20 protein-coding genes are annotated in these 19,484 nt (G+C 37.0%); 7 read left to right on the forward strand and 13 right to left on the reverse strand.

The genetic code is table 11. The annotated features are described in order from the left end of the window. From QZ413_RS07055 to QZ413_RS07070, 4 genes are all read left to right on the forward strand, one after another. On the forward strand, positions 1–483 hold a 483-nt coding region (locus QZ413_RS07055; protein WP_297077895.1), incomplete at its 5' end, for a shikimate kinase. Beyond that, positions 480–1,307, forward strand: coding sequence for a prephenate dehydratase (pheA, locus tag QZ413_RS07060; protein ID WP_297077897.1), 828 nt, complete (start codon positions 480–482; stop codon positions 1,305–1,307). The genes QZ413_RS07055 and pheA, both read left to right, overlap by 4 nt. 120 nt (positions 1,308–1,427) lie before the next feature. Continuing rightward, positions 1,428–2,276, forward strand: coding sequence for a DegV family protein (locus tag QZ413_RS07065; RefSeq protein ID WP_297077899.1), 849 nt, complete (start codon positions 1,428–1,430; stop codon positions 2,274–2,276). A 180-nt stretch (positions 2,277–2,456) separates the two neighbouring features. Continuing rightward, a complete protein-coding gene (locus QZ413_RS07070; protein ID WP_297077900.1) occupies positions 2,457–3,641 on the forward strand; it encodes a NupC/NupG family nucleoside CNT transporter in 1,185 nt (394 codons plus the stop codon). 256 nt (positions 3,642–3,897) lie between these two features. Here QZ413_RS07070 and QZ413_RS07075 read toward each other — a convergent pair whose 3' ends face one another. From QZ413_RS07075 to lepA, 11 genes are all read right to left on the reverse strand, one after another. Then, a complete protein-coding gene (locus QZ413_RS07075) occupies positions 3,898–5,235 on the reverse strand; it encodes an FAD-dependent oxidoreductase (RefSeq protein WP_297077902.1) in 1,338 nt (445 codons plus the stop codon). Next, positions 5,232–6,635 (reverse strand): helix-turn-helix domain-containing protein, encoded by a 1,404-nt coding sequence (locus tag QZ413_RS07080; RefSeq protein WP_297077904.1) that lies wholly within the window; start codon positions 6,633–6,635, stop codon positions 5,232–5,234. The genes QZ413_RS07075 and QZ413_RS07080 overlap by 4 nt, the downstream gene beginning before the upstream one ends. 21 nt (positions 6,636–6,656) lie before the next feature. Further along, positions 6,657–7,385: a class I SAM-dependent methyltransferase gene (locus QZ413_RS07085; RefSeq protein WP_297077907.1), complete on the reverse strand. Its 729-nt coding sequence runs from the start codon at positions 7,383–7,385 to the stop codon at positions 6,657–6,659. 52 nt (positions 7,386–7,437) lie between these two features. Then, a complete protein-coding gene (locus QZ413_RS07090) occupies positions 7,438–8,400 on the reverse strand; it encodes a hypothetical protein (RefSeq protein ID WP_297077909.1) in 963 nt (320 codons plus the stop codon). Next, positions 8,390–9,238, reverse strand: coding sequence for a hypothetical protein (locus QZ413_RS07095; protein ID WP_297077910.1), 849 nt, complete (start codon positions 9,236–9,238; stop codon positions 8,390–8,392). Before QZ413_RS07095 ends, QZ413_RS07090 begins: the two co-directional genes overlap by 11 nt. Positions 9,239–9,288: 50 nt before the next feature. Then, a complete protein-coding gene (locus tag QZ413_RS07100) occupies positions 9,289–9,474 on the reverse strand; it encodes a hypothetical protein (RefSeq protein WP_297077912.1) in 186 nt (61 codons plus the stop codon). 42 nt (positions 9,475–9,516) lie between these two features. Next, positions 9,517–10,059, reverse strand: a complete 543-nt coding sequence (locus tag QZ413_RS07105) for a GNAT family N-acetyltransferase (RefSeq protein WP_297077913.1) — start codon at positions 10,057–10,059, stop codon at positions 9,517–9,519. Positions 10,060–10,356: 297 nt separating this feature from the next. Continuing rightward, a complete protein-coding gene (locus QZ413_RS07110) occupies positions 10,357–10,542 on the reverse strand; it encodes a hypothetical protein (protein ID WP_297077915.1) in 186 nt (61 codons plus the stop codon). A 69-nt stretch (positions 10,543–10,611) separates the two neighbouring features. Further along, the gene (locus QZ413_RS07115; RefSeq protein WP_297077917.1) at positions 10,612–10,794 is read right to left on the reverse strand and encodes a hypothetical protein; all 183 of its coding nucleotides are present in this window, start codon (positions 10,792–10,794) and stop codon (positions 10,612–10,614) included. A 23-nt stretch (positions 10,795–10,817) separates the two neighbouring features. Continuing rightward, positions 10,818–11,108, reverse strand: a complete 291-nt coding sequence (locus tag QZ413_RS07120; RefSeq protein WP_297077918.1) for a type III secretion system protein PrgN — start codon at positions 11,106–11,108, stop codon at positions 10,818–10,820. A 484-nt stretch (positions 11,109–11,592) separates the two neighbouring features. Next, entirely contained in the window at positions 11,593–13,431 is a 1,839-nt protein-coding gene (gene lepA, locus QZ413_RS07125; RefSeq protein WP_297077920.1) for a translation elongation factor 4, read from the reverse strand. A gap of 145 nt (positions 13,432–13,576) precedes the next feature. Between lepA and eis the strand changes: the two genes are divergently transcribed. The 3 genes from eis (at position 13,577) to QZ413_RS07140 (ending at position 15,757) form a co-directional block, all read left to right on the forward strand. After that, the gene (gene eis, locus QZ413_RS07130) at positions 13,577–14,797 is read left to right on the forward strand and encodes an enhanced intracellular survival protein Eis (RefSeq protein WP_297077922.1); all 1,221 of its coding nucleotides are present in this window, start codon (positions 13,577–13,579) and stop codon (positions 14,795–14,797) included. Positions 14,798–15,045: 248 nt separating this feature from the next. Then, positions 15,046–15,597, forward strand: coding sequence for a tyrosine-type recombinase/integrase (locus tag QZ413_RS07135; RefSeq protein ID WP_297077924.1), 552 nt, complete (start codon positions 15,046–15,048; stop codon positions 15,595–15,597). A gap of 64 nt (positions 15,598–15,661) precedes the next feature. Continuing rightward, on the forward strand, positions 15,662–15,757 hold the full coding sequence (locus QZ413_RS07140) for a type I toxin-antitoxin system Fst family toxin (RefSeq protein ID WP_297077926.1): 96 nt from the start codon (positions 15,662–15,664) through the stop codon (positions 15,755–15,757). Between the two features lie 178 nt (positions 15,758–15,935). On the opposite strand, the gene clpB is transcribed toward QZ413_RS07140, so the two are convergent. Next, a complete protein-coding gene (clpB, locus tag QZ413_RS07145; protein WP_297077928.1) occupies positions 15,936–18,539 on the reverse strand; it encodes an ATP-dependent chaperone ClpB in 2,604 nt (867 codons plus the stop codon). Positions 18,540–18,772: 233 nt separating this feature from the next. Further along, the coding region (locus tag QZ413_RS07150) for a lysylphosphatidylglycerol synthase domain-containing protein (protein ID WP_297077930.1) at positions 18,773–19,484 on the reverse strand (712 nt) is incomplete at its 5' end.

The following is a 19,484-nucleotide window of genomic DNA, read 5'->3' on the forward strand; positions in this document are numbered from 1 at the left end:
GCAGGAAAGACCACTGTCGGGCAATTATTGAGTCATGCGCTCGATGTTTCGTTTATCGATTTTGACCAATACCTAGTCAAACGTCTGGGAATGAGCGTCGCAGATTATTTTGCTACATTTGGCGAAGAAGCTTTTAGACAACAGGAGTCACTAGTATTAAAAGAAGTAATGGTAAAACCTGCTGTATTGTCGACTGGTGGCGGAATCGTCTTAAAAGAGATCAATCGAATACTCTTAAAACAAATGGAACAGGTTGTGTATTTAAGTGCAGACCCTGAGACGGTTTATGAACGAATCACCAAAGATGAACAAGCCGTCCGTCCTTTAGCACAACGACCGAAAGAAGATCTGATAGCGTTATATGAAAGTCGTATGGCCTTGTATCAAGAAGTAGCGACCTTTACTGTAGATACCACAACACAAACTCCAAGTGAAATCGTAGCATCGATTATCAAACAACTAAAAAAGGAGGGGAGAAGATGATTGGGTATCTAGGGCCAAAAAGCTCGTTTACATATCAAGCGACAGACTATCTTTTTCCAACCGAAGAGAAAAAAGCTTTTCACAGTATCACCCTTTGTTTAGAAGGGTTAACTGGCGATGAAATCGAGTATGCAGTGATCCCTATTGAAAACTCATTAGAAGGTTCTGTTCATACTAGTATGGATTATTTATTTAAAAGTACGCAATTGACTGTTGCAACAGAAGTCATTCTACCTATTAAACAGCAATTGATGGGGACTAGTGATGATCCTAAGGTCATTTTGTCCCATCCACAAGCACTTGCACAATCTCAAGGATATTTACGCCAGCATTATCCTAATGTCGAATTAAAGGAAACTCCTTCTACGACGTATGCTGCTGAATATGTGGCCAACCATAAAGACGAATCGATACTTGCGATTGCCTCAAAAGAAGCAGCAAGTGCGTTTCACTTGCCTATCGTTGCACACGATATCCAAGATAATGATCAAAATCAGACTCGTTTTTGGGTTGTAAAGAAAGCACCAAAACAGCCTGAATTAGCTGATAATCAAAAACTAACCTTATTTATCACCATGCCCACTAATCAAGCAGGTGCATTACATCAGATTTTAGCCACATTTGCTTGGCGACATATCGATCTAACTAAAATCGAGTCTCGGCCATTAAAAACTAGTTTAGGGCAATATTATTTTATTATTGATCTTTGGATCGATACGAAAGAATTGGTTCATTACGCCTTAGCTGAGCTATCAGCCTTAGGAGCTATAGTCAAAGTGTTTGGTCCATATACGATTGTGAAAGCTACAGAGACTCAAGTATGAGTTGTTTCTGTAGCTTTCATTTAGTTTCAATTAAAATTAACAGGAATCTATTTTGAAACAAAAACAATTTATGCTATATTATAGCTAATGTTTAAAAACTGTTTGAAACGAGGACATAAGATGAAATTAGCCGTAGTGACGGATAGTACTGCTTTTATTCCAGAAAGAGTACGTAAGCATCAAGATCTATATGTATTGCCGATTCCGGTTATTTTAGATGGTGTAACGTATTTGGAAGGAATCGATATTGAACCTGATGCGTATTATTCGTTGTTAAATAATAGTAAAGAGTTCCCTACAACTTCCCAACCGATGCTAGGGGAGACCATTCGCTTATATGAAGACCTTAAAGAAAAAGGATATGACACTATTTTAAGTATTCATTTATCTTCTGGAATCTCAGGATTTATTTCAACATTGCACAGTATTCAAGATGACTTTGATGGTGTCACAATCATTCCTTACGATTCAAAGATTACAAGTATGCCTATGGGCCATATGGTTGAATCCGCACTTGATTTATGGGATGAGGGGGCATCGATTGAAAAAATCATTGCCCATCTAGATCATATTCGTGCCAATACGTATGCTTATTTAATTGTGGAAGATTTAAATAATTTGGTACGTGGGGGACGGTTGACTAATGGCGCTGCGCTAGTTGCCGGGTTATTAAAGATTAAACCCATTTTGACATTTGATGAAGGTAAGATCGTGTTGTTTGAAAAAATCCGCTCTAGTAAGAAAGCATTCAAACGAGCAGAAGCGGTGATTGGTTTACGTAAAGAAGAAATGGCTCCACCGGTCAAATTATATGTTATTCATGCCAATAATTTAGAGCTCGCAAAAATTGAAAAAGAAAAGCTGCAAATGCAATATCCAGATGCTACAATTGAAATTGGTCATTTCGGTCCTGTTATCGGAACTCATTTAGGCGAAAAAGCCATTGGTTTGGCGATTTCTGCACAATAATTTAAGCTATTATTTTTATTCTTTTATTTTAAGCCCTCTGTAGAGATTTCTCTAGAGGGCTTTTTTTGAAAATCTAAATCTTTTCTCATCGAAATTACTTTTTTTCAGAAACTTAATTGAATTTAAGAAGACTTAGTGGTAGTCTTTATAAGATTATGAAAAGGGTAAAGGAGCATGTTTTTGAATTATTTGATGGCAGTTTTAGGTTTATGTAGTATTTTTGTAGTATCTTATGTGATGAGTACCGATCGAAAAAATATTCGGTATTTCCCGATTTTACGGATGTTTATCTTACAAGTTATTCTGGCGTTTATTTTATTAAAAACATCTTCTGGTACAGCGCTAGTAGGCTCATTATCAAATGGATTTACTGAGCTATTAGATGACGCGAATGAGGGCGTTAATTTTGTGTTTCAAGGAATCGCCAATAAGGGGAGTGCACCATTTTTCTTAACGGTGCTCATGCCGATCGTATTTATTTCAGCATTGATTGGGATTTTACGCTATATTAAAATTTTACCGTTTTTCATGAAATATGTTGGACTTGGTTTGCAAAAAATCAATGGGATGGGAAAATTAGAATCATACAATGGGATCGCATCCGCTGTACTAGGACAATCTGAAGTGTTTATCACGTTAAAAAAAGAGCTTACTTTTTTAAGTGAACGTCGCATGATGACATTTGGAATTTCAACGATGTCAACAATCTCGTTGTCGATTATGGGATCTTATATGCGATTGATTCAGCCTGAGTATGTTATTACAGCTGTTGTCTTAAATTTATTCGGCGGTTTTATTATTAGCTCGATCGTCAATCCCTATGTGTTAGACCCAAGTGAAAAAGATGAATTAGAAACAAAAGAAGATTCTGAACATACTTTTTTCCAAATGTTGGGCGAATACATGTTAGATGGCTTTAAAGTAGCGGTCACCGTTGCGGCTATGTTGATTGGGTTTGTAGCATTAATTGCCTTTATCAATTCGCTATTTATGCATATTATCGGGATCAGTTTCCAACAGTTATTAGGCTATGTATTTGCACCATTAGCATTCCTAACAGGTATTCCTTGGGACCAAGCTGTTGACGCTGGAAGTTTGATGGCGACAAAATTAGCAACAAATGAATTTGTTGCTATGACACAATTAACCACTCAGGAATGGCATTTTTCTGAACGTTCGTTAGCGATCATTTCGGTATTTTTAGTTTCATTTGCAAACTTTTCATCAATTGGTGTATTATCTGGTGCAGTTAAAGGTTTAAATGAAGAAAAATCTAACTTGATCGCCAAACATGGATTAAAAATTCTAGGTTCAGCAACATTGGTTAGTTTTTTGAGTTCAATTATTGTAGGACTGATTATTTAAACGAAATCTGTCGCACATGCGACAGATTTTTTTGTTTCTAAAATTTTTTTACGTAAATCGTAAAAAAAGCCCAAACTAAATTAAAATAGTGGGAAATTTTAAAGAAGAGGATGATATTTTATTTTAGTTATAACTTTTTATAATGTATATTATGTAAACTAAAATAAAAAATAATAAATTCCATTTAATAAGCCCTCCCTTTGCTCGGTATTTGTAGGTTTAAGGTCTATAAATCACCCAGACACGTAAAAATATTTTACGTGTCTCGATTTTTTGCTAAAATAGCCAACGCAACTTGACTAACTGGATGAATCGGCTCGTTAAACAATGGCTGAAAATAAAAATCCATAACAGCTAATGTATCAATCGATGTTTCTTGATTGATTGCTAGTGAAATCAAATCAATCCAATCGACATAGCGACTCGAATCGGTCAACAATTGACCACCAATTAATTGCTTAGTATCTGTTTTATAGACTAACTTTAATGTCACAAAAGCTTTTTTTGGTTGCTTATGCGTGTGCAAATGGAACGTTTTCGTGTAAGAATCACTTGAAATACCGTAATAAGGCGCTTCTTCTTGTGTAATTCCAGTAGACGCTACGTGTAGTCCAAAAAAACTAGATACAACTGTACGTTGCACACTAGGACATATCAATTGATTGCCAAGTACGATATTTTGGGCTGCAACCAATCCTGTCGTGATGGCATTACTTAACAAAGGAATATAACTAGTTTCTTGAGTATTTTTAAAAGGTAATGAGATCAGGTCCCCAATCGCATAAATATGTTCGTCTGAAGTTCGCAAAAACGCATCGGTTTTGATCGTTCCATCCAGTGTGATTTCTAAAAAGTCTGTAACTAGATCGATCGTGGGTCTTGGATTTACTGCATATACGATTGCTTGAGTCATCAGTTGTTTTTCACGTAAATGAATCTCTTGTGTCTTGTCATGTTTAACGATCTTTTGAATCGTCTCACCTAAATAAATCGTAACATTTTGACGAAGATGTTCTTTGATAATATGTGTTAACTCTGAATCAAAGTAGCGAAATAAAACATCATTCATTCTATCGATCAATACAACTTCTTTTTGATTTTTTAATGCATCTGCAAGTTCTAATCCAATCAATCCTGCGCCAATAATGGCAACTTGATCGACTTGTTCAAATTTTTCCAGTGCTCGTGTTGCAGCTTTAAAACTTTTATATGTCGTGATCTCCCCTGTTTGAAATTCAATTGGAATTTGCGGTTGAGTCGACCCCATCGCTAAAATCAAGCGATCATAACTTAAGGTCTCCGCAGTTTCATCTATAACGTTTAGCGTAACGGTCTTTTGTTTAGGGTCAATTTTAGTTACATTCGTATCAAGCATGACATGGATATTCAAACGAATCAGTTCATCGAGTGTCATTCGTTGTCCTTGTTTTAATGTCTCCAATTGATCAGCTAATACTAAATGTAGTGCACTCGCTAGATATGCTAGACTATGCGTTCTTTCGATTAGAACCACATCAATTTTTGGATTCAACTGTTTAAGTTGCGTTGCCGCACTGATCCCGGCATGAGAAGCACCTATAATCACTACTCTCATACGTCCACTCCTTTTTGTCGTTTTAATGTAGTCAGCAGCTGGATTAGCTGATCTTTATCATAAGTTGTCCATTTGGAAACAGACAAATACACTGTTGCTTGTGTTTCATTCAACTCAAACGTTTCCGTTGTAATCAAAAGATCTGCGTGTTTACAATCTGTATCCCTTAATTTGATTTTAAGTTGTTGACTTAGTTGGGTCAAAAGCTGTTTGGTTTCTGCTTGTAAAAAATAATCGTTCATCATCAATGCATACGTCAAATGAACTTCTTGCTGTTGTGGTTGTTGATTAAATGCATGGATTCGCGCATATTCATGGTCGAGATACTCCCATTTTAACGTATTTAATCGCGAAGGAATCCATGCCTCTACTTCTTCCATCAATTCATGGAATTGATCCGGCTGTGTATCGGATAATCTTGGTGTCCCTAAAAACTGAGGTTGCCAAATCATTTTTTGGTACGCAATATATAAATGAATCCGCATTAAATGCTGGATCATCCCCTCTTCTTTCGTTGTAACCTTTAAAATCGTTAATAGATTCGTGATCATCTTTTCCCACTGATGGTATAGATTCTCATGAAGTGGAAGGATTCCTTCGGCTTGTAAGAATAAATAAAACCAACTGATCGCTTCTTTAGGCCATTGCATCGCATAACGACTGGAGAAACGCAAAAAAACTTGTTCCAGCTGCTTGAATCGAGAATCGAAAAAGATATCTGGTAGTTTCGTATACCGGTGTGTGATACGAATATCCAATAGCCGCTCCATCACGCTTAACCATATCATTAGTTTTGTCTTTTGGATGGGTGTAAATTTTATGATCAATACCGATTCAAAGATAGTCAATAATTGCAAAAAACTCTCACGGTAAAACCGCTTTGCTAAATACTTGATTGGATAGATCTGCATATAAAATGAATAATAAAATAATTGTAAATCCTCAGAACGGCCCACAAGTTCCTTATTTTTATAATGCACATCAAAATCTGCGAGCAATTGGTTCAATTTTTTTAATCGTCTAAAGATCGAAGCTTCACTTACTTGCAGATCAAATGTCAACTTAGTAATCGACAGTTCTCTAGTAAGGTACAACTGGTCGATTAAATGAATATCGATACTTTCAGCATAATAACTCTCGTATAAAAAAACACGCAGATCAAACGTATCTGGTAGGGATAATTGTAATTGCGTTTTTTCCAAGACTAAGAGGGTTGCTCGTTCATCAAATAAGGACAACTTTTCTTTTAATGTCATTACGGCTTTTTGAATCGTCGGTGTCGAAAGCGAAAATGCGTCTAGTAAGGTATCAATGGAGACTAGACGTTGTTTTCGAATCAAAAAACGTAAGATCTGGACTTGCTGTTGTGCTTGTTTATCTAAAAAATCAAGGGGATCCATCTCACCTTACCTCTCTTTCTTCTATTTAATCAATACAACTAGCGAAAATGTGACTGTATGTGTCGATTCTTTTTTTGTTTGATTGGAAAAAGAATGTTCGATCATTGTCATAAATTCAGGAAACGCTTCTAGTTCTTGTGCAAAATAATCTAGAACAAAGCTTTTTTCCAGTAGTTCTGTTTGTGTATACGTAAACTCTTTTTGATGCCAAGGCAATCCGTTTTCGTTTGCAAATTGAACAACTGTGGTTAAAAATGAAGGAGCAGGTTTTCCATAGAGCTTCGTTTCGATCGTCGTAAACAGCTCTTCTGTATCTTCGACTAAATCGACTAAACAAACATAGCGTTCCGCTACACGCAGTGCTTGAATCAAGTCTTCTATCGAATTCATCGCAGGATTTAAGGCAGAAAAGAGACAATCGTATTGGTTAAAAGCAGAATACGTAAAAAAATCTAATTGGGTCGTATGGATGAATTGGATGTTGTCTTTAGAATAAAGTTCAGCAGCTTTTTGCAACATCTTCTTAGAAAAGTCGACTAAGTGATACTGTTCTACAGCAGGCAAGATCGCTGGGATGTATTTCCCATACCCTCCTGCTAGATCGACAAAATCTTGAGTCGGCAATACCCCTATTTGAGTTAAATAGTCCGCAATGTCTGTCGTAATGGTCGCAAAAGATTCTTGTTGGATTTCATAATATTCTTCTGTAAAATCATCCCATTCTTCTTTGGTACGTTGGTCTATTGGCATATATCCTCCTAAATAAAAACAACTGCATCGCCTGCAGCTGTTTTGTTGGTTATTATAAAATGAGTAAAGGAACTAAAAATGGATAGTGAGTGAAAAAATCTAAAATCGATCGTTTACGATTATTTGAATCCAAGGCTAGTGTCAACTGATCTTCAGATTGTTGTATTTCGATCGTTTGGCCATGGTCTAAAATGATTTGGTAATGCTGGGTACCCAATTTATGAAGATCGTATTGTGGGTTATCCATTAAGACGATAAAAATTTGATCTAAGATCATGGGACTAAGCGTTACAGGACTTGTGACTTGTCGCTCTAAGACCAACGTATTGTCTAAAAAGTTTTCTTTGACCTCAAATTTCAAGTCTTTAAAGTTTGCGATTAAACGATTCAGATCGTAATTGATCAAAGATAGCTGACTACGAGAAAAGATCTTCTTACTGTGCCATAAATGAATCAATGTCATAACTTCTTTTTCATATACGTCAACGTGCATATTTTCTAAATCAAGATCAAATAAAGGCAAATAGTCACTATCAAAACGCGCATCTGTCACTGGGATCTTGATTTCTAAAGTCAGATGTGTTTGTTTCAGCTGGTATCGAATCAAAAAGTGCTTTGCTTGCCAAACTCGTTCGTTACTTGTTTTCTGTAGATTTCCTTGCTTCAATGGATACAATAAGTAAAACAACACATAATCTTCTAATTGTGCTTTAGCAGTAGCAGAAATCTCCACTTGATCTGGAGAAAACTTACAAAACGCATTCACTAATGAAGGAAAGTCGGCTTCTGCTAATAATTTTTGTAATTTCAAATCAGCTAAGATGGCTTCTGTTTGCTCGATTTTTGCTAAGATTGTTTCGTGGAGCGCCTTTTTCTCATTCTCATATTCGACAAATTCTGTTTGATCTAATGGAATCGTAGAAGTCGAAGGTGCTGAAACCTCTTCAAGTGTGACAACTGATTTTTTGATGACTTCAATCTCATCACTCGTTTTCGTGTGTGGTTCAGATTTCATATTGCCCCTCCTCCTCGTTTACATAGGTTCGTAAAAAGGCTTCTAGCTGTTGCGTCATCTCTTCAAATGAACCGAAGTATGTCGTAATCAAGCGAAACTCTTTTGTAATAATGGCTTGTTTTAATCGCAAATGTTCATAAGTCTGCATCAAGGCTTCTTTTTCAGTGGCTAACGTCGTTTGATCAGCAAGTAACTGTTTGACTTCAGTTAATTTTGTATCAATGCTTTTGCTATATTGCTCCATACGCTCTAGCTCTTCTGAATGTTTTTCGCGACCAAAGAACCCTTTTGATTCCTCTTTTTTCGCTTGGATCGCTTCAAGTATCTTCGTTTTCTCCTGAGACAATTCTTCTGCTTCTGCATTTAAGGTAATCGCACGTGCATCAAGCTCATCCATCTTTTTCTCAATTGTTCGCAAAGCTGCTTGTTGGTCTTTTTGATAGTCCAACCATTCGTCTTCTACACTTGGTAAAATGAAAACACTTGGCTCACTTGCATCTAAAACGATCGTGGCACGTTCATGGTAATACTGGTCCATTTGATACTGTTGAATCGTTGCAGAAGGTCGTGAGATCAATGTCATAAACGGAAACATCGTTGTAAATTGATCATGCATTTTTTGCATCAGCAATTCATCGATTTCATGATGCTGATTGGCAGTAGCGTTGATCTCATTATGTAAGCGCCCTTTATAGATACGATAGATCACTGGAATATTTTCCATTTTGATTGCCTGTTCAAATTCCTGAAGCTCTTTTAACATCGACCCTACTTGAAATGACGCAGTATCTTTGATTTCGTGAAAATCTGATTGAGACTTGTTCTGATCTAATGTCATATAGTCTCCTCCTCTTTAGAATAATAAAAAAGGGATAGAATATCCCTTTTTTATGCTTTGTCGATCGTTAAGAAACGAATTTGTTTGTGCTCATCGCGTGTCAATGAAGTTTGTTCGTGTAAGTAAGTAAACGTCAAAGAGTCGATCTCCGGATTTTCAAGCATTTTTTCATATCCTTCAAAAATATCTTTAATATAGGCTTTGTATGCTTTTTTCTTTTTCATTCGTTTGTTCATGATGCACCATCCTTCTCTACCTTATCTTATCAAGCAATCTTTTTAGTGACAAGTTTTTTCTAGTGATTCCTTAAAATATTGATAAACGTAGCGTTGGCCATCTGGGATCGGAAATTGGATCGTACCACAATAGACAAAGGCATTGGCTAAAATCACCTTTTGCATCCCAATATTCAATGGATGGGTATCGATACGAATATCCCGTCCATTTTGGTCAAGAATCAACTGGAGAAGAAGAGACAGCCATTTTTTTCCTAACCCTTTTACTTCTAGTCGCTGATTGATGGCAAAGCGATGAATCGATTGGTATTCTGCTAGTGAATCTTGATGAAAGGCACCTTGAACTTTCGTATAAACTGGGTCGATCCCTGGGATAACAGAAGCAACAGCTGCAAGTGTTTGTTGGTATTCCCCGACATACACTTGTTTTTGCGCGATTTCTTTTATAAATTGTTCACGAGTCGGACCATAACCATTTTGCCATTGAGGTAGTCCTTTAGTTGCCATTGAGATGATCGCATCTTGAATGAGTTGATCGATTGCATCCAAATCAGATGCAGTTGCTAAGCGAATCTTAAGTTCCATATGCTCTCCTATCTATTTTTTATATGTTGTGTTAGTATAAGTATATACGAAAAGATAGATTAGCAACAATTTTTCTATATTTCGCTGAAATTTATTCCAACTGGCGTAGTTTTAGAGCTACAAGGACCCATAAGAGGTTAAGGGTATGGGTCGTTTAAATGAGAAATAAGTCGAATTTGAGTAATAGTTTGGCTGCAACTTTAAATAAAATATCGTATCGTTAGATCGCCTATCAAGCTTGCTTGGTGGGCGATCGTCTATTTATACAAAAAAAGCTTAGGAATGTTCTCCTAAGCTTTACTCTTCTTCAAAATATTCTTCATATTCATCCATCGTACTTCCTGGAACAGCATCGTCTAAAATATCCATACCAGTCATTCCCATGTCATATGCATTGGCTTGTGCATTCGTTAAAAGCTGATCCTTGTACTCATCTTCAGATAAAACTTTACCGGTTTTCGTATTTCTAAATAATTTTCCCATATCAATCAGTCCTTTCTTTTCTCTATTGTATCCTGATTTCAAGATTTGAGCAAAAAATTGACTATTGACTTACACTTTTGGTAGATATCGATACGTGACACTGCCGTTTTGGTGTGCCTCACCTACAAAAGACTCACGGTCTTTTCGTGTGGCCCATATCTCTCTAAATACTAAAAATTCTTCTCGTGTAACTTCAAGTGTTGGTTTATTTCCTGAAGCCAAATCATTTAATTCTTGTTGAAAATCACGCACAATGCGTTTCCTCCTTTACAATTTTACTCGATTTCTTTTTTGATTTTTTGCCCTTGTTCTAACTCTTTTAAATACGTTGCTTGATAGTCCAATAATTTTTCATATACAAAACTCATATCGCGACTAGAGGCTAATGACAAAGCGTAAATAAAAGAAGCAGGTAATGTTTCCACTTTACGATCACGTGAGACCCAAGTTGCAACAGTGGATTGGATAAATCCATATAAAGCACAGAATTGATCTACAGGCATATCCAAATAACTAATAATATATAGATTAATTGGATGGGGATAGACATATTTATTTGTGGTCATCGGACTCACCTCGTTGTATTTTTACTTAGTATACCATATTCAAAAATGAAGCGTTACTGCCTTTTTTTTGATTTTTTTCACACACTTATTGATGATTTGTTCAGTTATTTTATTTCTTTTCATTTATGACTAGTGTTCTTGTTTCTATTATTCGTGAAGTGGTGTACAATCAACTTGTTGGTAAGTAAGCCAATGGACAAATCGGTACACTCATCAAAAACATTGCACATCTCCCTGTTATTACAATGAGATTCAGGTTTATTGCCGATTTGTCGTAGTACCTAAGCACCGCCCTGCTTAGGTGCTTTTTTGTGTATAAATCTACTATATTCTGATTTTTCATACCTCTCAACCTTTTTTAAAGCGATAATACAAACGTTTAGAAAGCGGATTTCCATTTGTTCATTTGTTATTTTTAAAATCTAATCAAAAAAGTTGTATAAATATAAAAAGAAGACGTATCTTATACGTCTTCTTTTTATATTTATTTTTTCGGTTCATCGTCGTCCATTTTCAATACAGCCATGAAAGCTTCTTGAGGTACTTCAACTGATCCGATTTGTTTCATTCGTTTCTTACCTTCTTTTTGTTTTTCCAGTAATTTACGTTTACGTGAAACGTCTCCACCATAACATTTCGCCAATACATTTTTGCGTAAGGCTTTAATGTCTGAACGGGCAACGATTTTTTGTCCGATTGCTGCTTGAATCGGCACTTCAAATTGTTGACGAGGGATTAATTTTTTCAATTTCTCAACGATCGCTTTTCCGCGTTCAAATGCAAAATCACGATGGACGATAAAGCCTAAAGCATCAACTTTTTCAGCATTTAATAAAATATCCATTTTCACTAAACGACTTGGGCGATAGCCAGACATTTCGTAATCGAGTGACGCATACCCTTTGGTACTTGATTTTAGTTTATCAAAGAAATCAAAGACGATTTCTGATAATGGAATCTCGTAAACGACATTCACACGATAATCATCTAAATAATCCATCGTCACAAAATCTCCACGTTTACGTTGAGACAATTCCATTACAGCGCCAACATAATCGTTTGGTACCATGATCGTTGCTTTGACATACGGTTCTTCTACATTATCGATTGTAACTGGTTCTGGAAAATCTGCCGGATTGTCCACGGTCATTTGTGTGCCATCTGTTTTATTGACATGATAAATTACAGAAGGTGCTGTCGTGATCAACTCCAGATTAAATTCACGCTCTAGACGCTCTTGGATAACATCCATATGCAAGAGTCCTAAAAACCCACAACGAAACCCAAATCCCAAGGCTTGAGACGTTTCAGGTTCGAATTGCAATGCGGCATCATTTAATTGTAGTTTTTCTAATGCTTCACGCAAGTCATTGTAACGAGACGTATCGATTGGATACAATCCACAATAGACCATCGGGTTCATCTGACGATACCCTTCTAAAGCTTCAGTTGCTGGATTATTCGCTAGTGTCACAGTATCTCCTACACGTGTATCTTGAACCGTTTTGATTGCAGCTGTGATATAGCCTACGTCTCCGACCATTAGATAATCACGCTTGATAGTTTTTGGTGAAAAAATACCAACTTCTGTGACTTCAAATGTTTTCCCATTACTCATCATTTGGATCTTATCACCTGGTTTTACCACACCATCCATTACCCGGATATTCAATACGACCCCACGATAAGCGTCATAAATTGAATCAAAGATCAAGGCTTTTAATGGTGCTTCAACATCTCCTTGCGGTGCAGGCACAAGATCAACGACTTGTTCTAAAATCTCTTCGATTCCGATTCCCGCTTTTGCACTAGCCAATACCGCTTCGCTTGCATCGATTCCAATCACATCTTCGATTTCAGTACGAACACGTTCTGGATCTGCTGCAGGAAGATCGATTTTATTGATAACTGGCAAAATCTCTAAGTCATTGTCTAAGGCTAAGTAGACATTCGCCAATGTTTGCGCTTCAATTCCTTGAGCTGCATCGACTACTAAAACGGCACCTTCACAAGCAGCTAAACTACGAGAGACTTCGTAGGTGAAATCGACATGTCCAGGAGTGTCGATCAAGTGGAAAATATACGTTTTTCCATCTTTAGCGGTATAGTTTAATTCAACTGCATTTAATTTGATCGTAATTCCACGCTCACGCTCTAGATCCATTGAATCTAATAATTGCGCTTGCATTTCGCGTGAAGAAACAGTATTCGTTTTTTCTAAAATCCGATCGGCTAAGGTCGACTTGCCGTGATCGATATGCGCAATGATCGAAAAGTTTCGAATCATCTCTTGGCGCTGTTTCATTTCTTCTAGTGTATGCATAGTTACTCCTTCATTTCTTTAATCAACTTTTCTTATTATACCAACGCATGCTAAAGAATAAAAGTGTTTTATCTACTCGGACTAAACAAACTTTTTATTCTTTGGTATACTTCATGTAGGAAATCGAACAATTGGAGGAGAAAATATGGATATCGACTCAAGTCAAGCGTTTGAAATACGCAATGTCGAAGAAACTGACGTGGATCAATTTAATGAATTACTAAGTTATGTGTTTCAGATTACAGAAGCAGATATTGAAGAAAGTGGATTTGACAGTAAACGGGAGATGATCAAATCAAAAAAACCGATTTTAGAAGTATCCAAAGTTTTCGGTTGGTTCCACAAAGAAAAATTAATCTCACAAATCGCCATCTATCCTTGTACCGTCAACATCCACGGAACGATGTACCAAATGGGTGGCGTAACTGGTGTTGGGACGTATCCTGAATACGCAGGACACGGTCTCATGCAAGCGTTAGTGGAACGTGCGCTAAATCAAATGCGTCAAGATGGTCAATGGATCTCTTATCTCTATCCCTATAATATCCCTTACTATCGTCGCAAAGGTTGGGAGATCATGTCGGATAAATTGACATTTTCGATTCGAGACACGCAATTGCCGAAAACAGTTCCTGTCTCAGGTTATGTAGAACGTCAAGAAGTCGATCATCCAGATGTTTTTGCAGTCTATGATCAATTTGCAACAGTCAATCATGGTGCCTTACAGCGAACACCGTTTAACTGGGAAGAATATTGGCGCTATGAAAATGAAGAAGAACGAACTGCTGCCATCTATTATGATGCGCAGCAAAAACCACAAGGTGTGTTGTTTTATTGGGTAGCAGAAGAAGTTTTCCATATTCGTGAAATGTTTTATTTGACCCAAGAAGCCCGTAACGGATTATGGAATTTTATTAGTGCTCATTTTTCAATGGTCTACTGGGTGAAGGGCAATATCTATAAAAATGAACCGTTAGCCTTCTTATTAGAAGACGGCCAGATCAAAGAAACGATCGAACCCTATTATATGGCGCGAATTGTAGATGTTACCCAATTTTTGGCTCGTTATCCATTTAAGTCATTTGACCGCCCATTTCATTTTGTCGTAACTGATCCTGTCGCAAAATGGAACACTGGTATTTTTAGTTTGACCTATAATGAAATCGATCATCGTGTGATCATTGGGCATGAACCTATCGGCGATGCCGTGACTTTAGATATTCAAACCTTAACCTGTTTGATGATGAACTATCGTCGTGCAGCTTACTTAGCTAGAATCGAGCGTTTGTATACCACACAAGAAACCTTATTGACCTTAGAACGAATCATTCCGGATATGGAAGCTTATTTCGGTGATTATTTTTAAAATAGTTGTGACAGACTTCTGTCACAACTATTTTTTTCGTTTTCATACGATTCTCTACATCGATTGTAAAACAAGACCTCTGTCGTTAAATCGTTAGAGTATTCTGACATCTCTATTTTAGATAAAATAGCTATCTTAAACACTTGGTTTTCCTAGGTTTTCACACTAGTAAAACTTGAGATAGCAATTTTTTTGCTATATAATGAAAATTGATATGTCAGAATATTTTGGTATAAGGAGATAATTTTATGAAGTATAAAGTCGAGCCATTACGGTCCACCGAAGAAATCCAAGATTTTCAATTTTGGTTACGTCGAACACCAAACCATAAACGAGATCAATTTTTATTTTTATTTGGTATCAATAATGGTTTACGTATTTCAGATATCGTATCTTTAAAAGTCGGCGATATCCGCCATGTCAAAAAGCCTATGATCATTGAAAAAAAGACGGGCAAGAAAAAAGCGATCTTTATCGATAGTCTACGCGAAGAATTCGAGGCGTATACACAAGAGATGCAAGCAGAGGATTGGCTGTTCCCTAGTCGACAACAAGGTCGTCACATTAGCGAAAAAAGAGTCTATCAATTGTATAGTGAGATTGCTGAAAAATTGGGTCGTGATGATATTGGAACCCATACGTTGCGTAAGACATTTGGCTATCATTTTTATAAAAAGACTCATGATATCGCAACACTCATGATGATCTTTAACCATAGTTCTCAAGAAATAACAAAACGCTACATCGGTATTACTGACGATGAGATCATTGATTCCTTGAAAGGGTTCAAGCTTGGTTGATCACTAGCTTCATTTCTATGTTATACTCATAATTGGCAACTTGCCCCAATTGGGGGTGTTACTCATGAAAGACCTTATCTCATTGGTTATCGCGCCACTTTTCGTTGGGCTAGTAATTCAACTAGTTTCTCATTGGTTAGACGAGAAAGACGATGACTAAGCAAGTTGCTTTGCTAACCCATACGCTAGAATCGCAGCTAGCGCAAAAAAAGCCACCCCCTACTCGCAATAGGGGTGGCTTTTATGTTACTCATCGAACACTTATCTCATTTCGCATATTCAGTATAGCATGATTTTTAAAAGAAGAGCAACTATTTTATCATATGCTCACTCTTCATCTAATCTTCAATCGGTGTATTTTCAAATACTAAGTGTCCTTCTAATAATTCGATCGTAACGTTCGTTTTTGGTGTTACTCGACCAGAAATGATCTCTTTTGCTAGTGGTGTTTCAACTTCTTTAGTGATAAATCGTTTCAACGGACGTGCACCATAAGCAGGTTCATACGCTTCATTGGCAATCCAGCGTTTCGCTTCATCACTTAATGTTAGATAGATTTCTTGGTGCTCAAGACGTTTTGTTACTTGAGAAACGAGTTTATCGACAATCCCCACGACATTATCTAAACTTAGTGGTGTAAATAAAATCGTATCGTCAATTCGATTTAAAAACTCTGGTTTGAAACTACCTCGAAGAATCGTTAAGACTTGCTCTTTGATTTCTTCTGGAATTTTTCCTTCACTTGTCACACCTTCAAGTAATAATTGTGAACCAATATTACTTGTCATGATCATGACGGTATTTTTAAAGTCTACTACACGTCCTTTAGAATCCGTCAAACGACCGTCATCTAATACTTGTAATAAGATATTGAAGACATCTGGGTGTGCTTTTTCGATTTCATCTAATAACACGATCGTATAGGGATTGCGACGTACCGCTTCGGTCAATTGTCCCCCTTCTTCATATCCGACATAGCCTGGAGGTGCACCTACTAAACGAGAGACCGCATGTTTTTCCATATATTCACTCATGTCGATGCGAACCATATGCTCTTGTGAATCAAAAAGATTTTCAGCTAACGCTTTTGCCAATTCTGTTTTTCCGACACCAGTTGGGCCTAGGAACAAGAATGAACCGAGTGGACGATTTGGATCTTGCAAGCCTGCTCGAGACCGTAAGACAGCATCGCTTACTGCATCAACCGCTTCATCTTGTCCAATCACGCGTAAATGCAATGTCTCATTTAATTTCATTAATTTTTCGCGTTCGCCCTCAACTAATTTTGTGACTGGAATTCCAGTCATGCGACCAACAACGGTAGCGATCTCATTGTCCGTTACTGATTCTTGTACCATTCGTGAAAGCTCTTGTTGGTTTTTGACTTCTAAATCTTTTAACTCTTGTTCTAACTGTGGAATCGTTCCATGACGCAAAACAGCAGCACGTTCTAAATCATAGTTGTTTTCAGCATCTTCTAATTCATGGCGAGCCCGATCGATTTCGGCCCGTTTCGTTGAAATCGCATTGACCTCTTCTTTTTCTGTTTCCCACTGCATCTTCATCGTATTGGCTTCTTCACGTAGATTTGCCAATTCTTCTTGTAATGAATTCAATCGTTTTTTAGAAGCATCGTCTTTTTCTTTCTTTAAAGCTGCTTCTTCAATTTCTAATTGCATCAAACGGCGCGTTACTTGATCCAATTCAGTCGGCATCGAATTCATTTCCACCCGAATCGTCGCACAAGCTTCATCGACCAAATCAATGGCTTTATCTGGTAAGAAGCGGTCTGTGATATATCGATCCGATAATGTAGCTGCTGCAACTAAGGCATTATCGTGGATATTCACACCGTGATGAATCTCAAAGCGTTCTTTCAAACCACGCAAAATAGAAATCGTGTCTTCGACAGTTGGTTCTTTTACTAAGACTTTTTGGAAACGACGCTCTAATGCTTTGTCTTTTTCCATATATTGACGGTATTCATCAAGCGTAGTTGCCCCGATCGTATGCAATTCTCCCCGAGCGAGCATCGGTTTTAATAAGTTTCCAGCATCCATACTGCCTTCTGTTTTACCGGCGCCTACGATCGTATGGATCTCATCAATAAAGAGGATGATTTGTCCATCTGATTTTTTCACTTCTTGCAATACCGCTTTTAGTCGTTCCTCAAATTCTCCTCTAAATTTCGCACCTGCAATCAGTGCACCCATATCTAAAGAGAAGATCGTTTTGTTTTTTAAGTTTTCAGGTACGTCTTTACGAACGATTCGTTGGGCCAATCCTTCAACAATCGCTGTTTTCCCAACTCCAGGTTCTCCAATCAATACTGGATTATTCTTTGTCTTACGTGACAATATCCGAATCACGTCTCGAATTTCTTCGTCACGTCCGATAATTGGATCCATTTTGCCATTTTTGACTTGTTCGATTAGATCTACACCGTATTTTTCTAATGCTTTATAGGTTTCTTCTTGGTTTTGTGATGTCACTTTTTCTCCACCTCGCATTTGTAAAATTAATTCTTTTAAATTCTTTAAGGTTAATCCTTGTTGTAGTAGATATTTAGTTAATCCATAATTTTTCATATCCATTAAAGCCAATACGACAACCTCAGTCGCAAGATACTCATCTTCAAATTCACTACGAATTCGGTCAGCTTGTGTAAACAAGTGAAATAAATTTTGACTCATATTTTGACCATACGTCACTTGTGATCCTTCAATTACAGGTAGTTTATCTAACTCACGGTCAATCTCACGTTCAAATAAGTCTACGTCTAGACCGGCATCCTTATATAGATTGCGTGCAAAGTGATTCGGCTGTAAAAAAATCTTCCAAAGATGTGCGATATCGATTTCTTGGTGATGACGGGTTATCGCGATCTGTTGTGCTTCAGCTAAAGCACTTTGTAAAGTCGTTGTCATTTTTTCAATTTCCATCGATGTATTCCTCCCATCGTGTGTCATACATTTTTTCCTTACAAGCTTACTATACCTTAATGGTCAGTAAAGGTCAAACAATTCATCTGCTTTTCTACTCTCAACTTTACCTTTTCTTAAAAAAAAGACCATCGCTTTAACTTACGGATTACTTTCAATTTTAAAAGAAAAACACCTCAGTATCCCTTATTCAGAGTACTGAGGTGTTTAGCTATACTATACAGTGCTTCGGATTATTCTTTTTGTCTCATTTCTTTAAACTCTTGTTTTAATGTTCGTTGCTTATCCCAAAAGACATAGACTGCCCCTAACAAAAATGGCAAGACATACGTCGCAAAGCGATACAAAACAAGCGAAGAAGCGGTTTCGACTGTCCCAAATAACGGTTGAAACATAAATAAATAGACAAATTCAAACGAACCGATCCCAGCTGGTGCAGGCAATACACCTGCTAAAATCACAGCGAACGAAATCGCACCAAAAACAAAGAAAAAGGAAACATCATTTGGATTAAAGTAAAGATAAAGTACTGGAATCAGATACCATGTCGCTAATTTCACTAAACTAATCAAAAGTAACTGAAAAAAAACACGAGGTGTTAACAACAATACTTTAACCGTTTGGCGCAGTGCATCGACTTGCGCATTGAATTCATCGATTTTTTGGATCCATTTTGGTTTTCGCAAAATTTGCTTAGCTAATTTCGTGTTCCATGCTTGAATCGTTTGACTAAATGTCAAGAGCAGTAAGAGTGCTACAATACTTAACGTCACGATACAGCCTAATAAAACGAACCAAAAAGCTTTTGACTGTGTTGTATATAATGTGGCCCCAAAAAGTAGCAAAGAAAAAACAGCATAAACCACTAATGTCAATTTATATAGCATTAGCCGAAACATCGCCAATCCAACACTTTCCGAATACGAAATCTTTTTTTTATGGTAA

Origin of the sequence: uncultured Enterococcus sp. (genome assembly GCF_913775425.1) — a bacterium.
Classification (GTDB): Bacteria; Bacillota; Bacilli; order Lactobacillales; family Enterococcaceae; genus Enterococcus_G.

Excerpts from the sequence above, each read along its gene's own strand:
- QZ413_RS07085 (WP_297077907.1), bottom strand. The coding sequence starts at position 7,385 with ATGCCAATAGACCAACGTACCAAAGAAGAATGGGATGATTTTACAGAA.
- QZ413_RS07105 (WP_297077913.1), bottom strand. The coding sequence starts at position 10,059 with ATGGAACTTAAGATTCGCTTAGCAACTGCATCTGATTTGGATGCAATC.
- QZ413_RS07135 (WP_297077924.1), top strand. The coding sequence starts at position 15,046 with ATGAAGTATAAAGTCGAGCCATTACGGTCCACCGAAGAAATCCAAGAT.
- lepA (WP_297077920.1), bottom strand. The coding sequence starts at position 13,431 with ATGCATACACTAGAAGAAATGAAACAGCGCCAAGAGATGATTCGAAAC.
- QZ413_RS07080 (WP_297077904.1), bottom strand. The coding sequence starts at position 6,635 with ATGGATCCCCTTGATTTTTTAGATAAACAAGCACAACAGCAAGTCCAG.
- QZ413_RS07100 (WP_297077912.1), bottom strand. The coding sequence starts at position 9,474 with ATGAACAAACGAATGAAAAAGAAAAAAGCATACAAAGCCTATATTAAA.
- QZ413_RS07140 (WP_297077926.1), top strand. The coding sequence starts at position 15,662 with ATGAAAGACCTTATCTCATTGGTTATCGCGCCACTTTTCGTTGGGCTA.
- QZ413_RS07110 (WP_297077915.1), bottom strand. The coding sequence starts at position 10,542 with ATGGGAAAATTATTTAGAAATACGAAAACCGGTAAAGTTTTATCTGAA.
- pheA (WP_297077897.1), top strand. The coding sequence starts at position 480 with ATGATTGGGTATCTAGGGCCAAAAAGCTCGTTTACATATCAAGCGACA.
- clpB (WP_297077928.1), bottom strand. The coding sequence starts at position 18,539 with ATGGAAATTGAAAAAATGACAACGACTTTACAAAGTGCTTTAGCTGAA.
- eis (WP_297077922.1), top strand. The coding sequence starts at position 13,577 with ATGGATATCGACTCAAGTCAAGCGTTTGAAATACGCAATGTCGAAGAA.
- QZ413_RS07090 (WP_297077909.1), bottom strand. The coding sequence starts at position 8,400 with ATGAAATCTGAACCACACACGAAAACGAGTGATGAGATTGAAGTCATC.
- QZ413_RS07075 (WP_297077902.1), bottom strand. The coding sequence starts at position 5,235 with ATGAGAGTAGTGATTATAGGTGCTTCTCATGCCGGGATCAGTGCGGCA.
- QZ413_RS07065 (WP_297077899.1), top strand. The coding sequence starts at position 1,428 with ATGAAATTAGCCGTAGTGACGGATAGTACTGCTTTTATTCCAGAAAGA.
- QZ413_RS07095 (WP_297077910.1), bottom strand. The coding sequence starts at position 9,238 with ATGACATTAGATCAGAACAAGTCTCAATCAGATTTTCACGAAATCAAA.
- QZ413_RS07120 (WP_297077918.1), bottom strand. The coding sequence starts at position 11,108 with ATGACCACAAATAAATATGTCTATCCCCATCCAATTAATCTATATATT.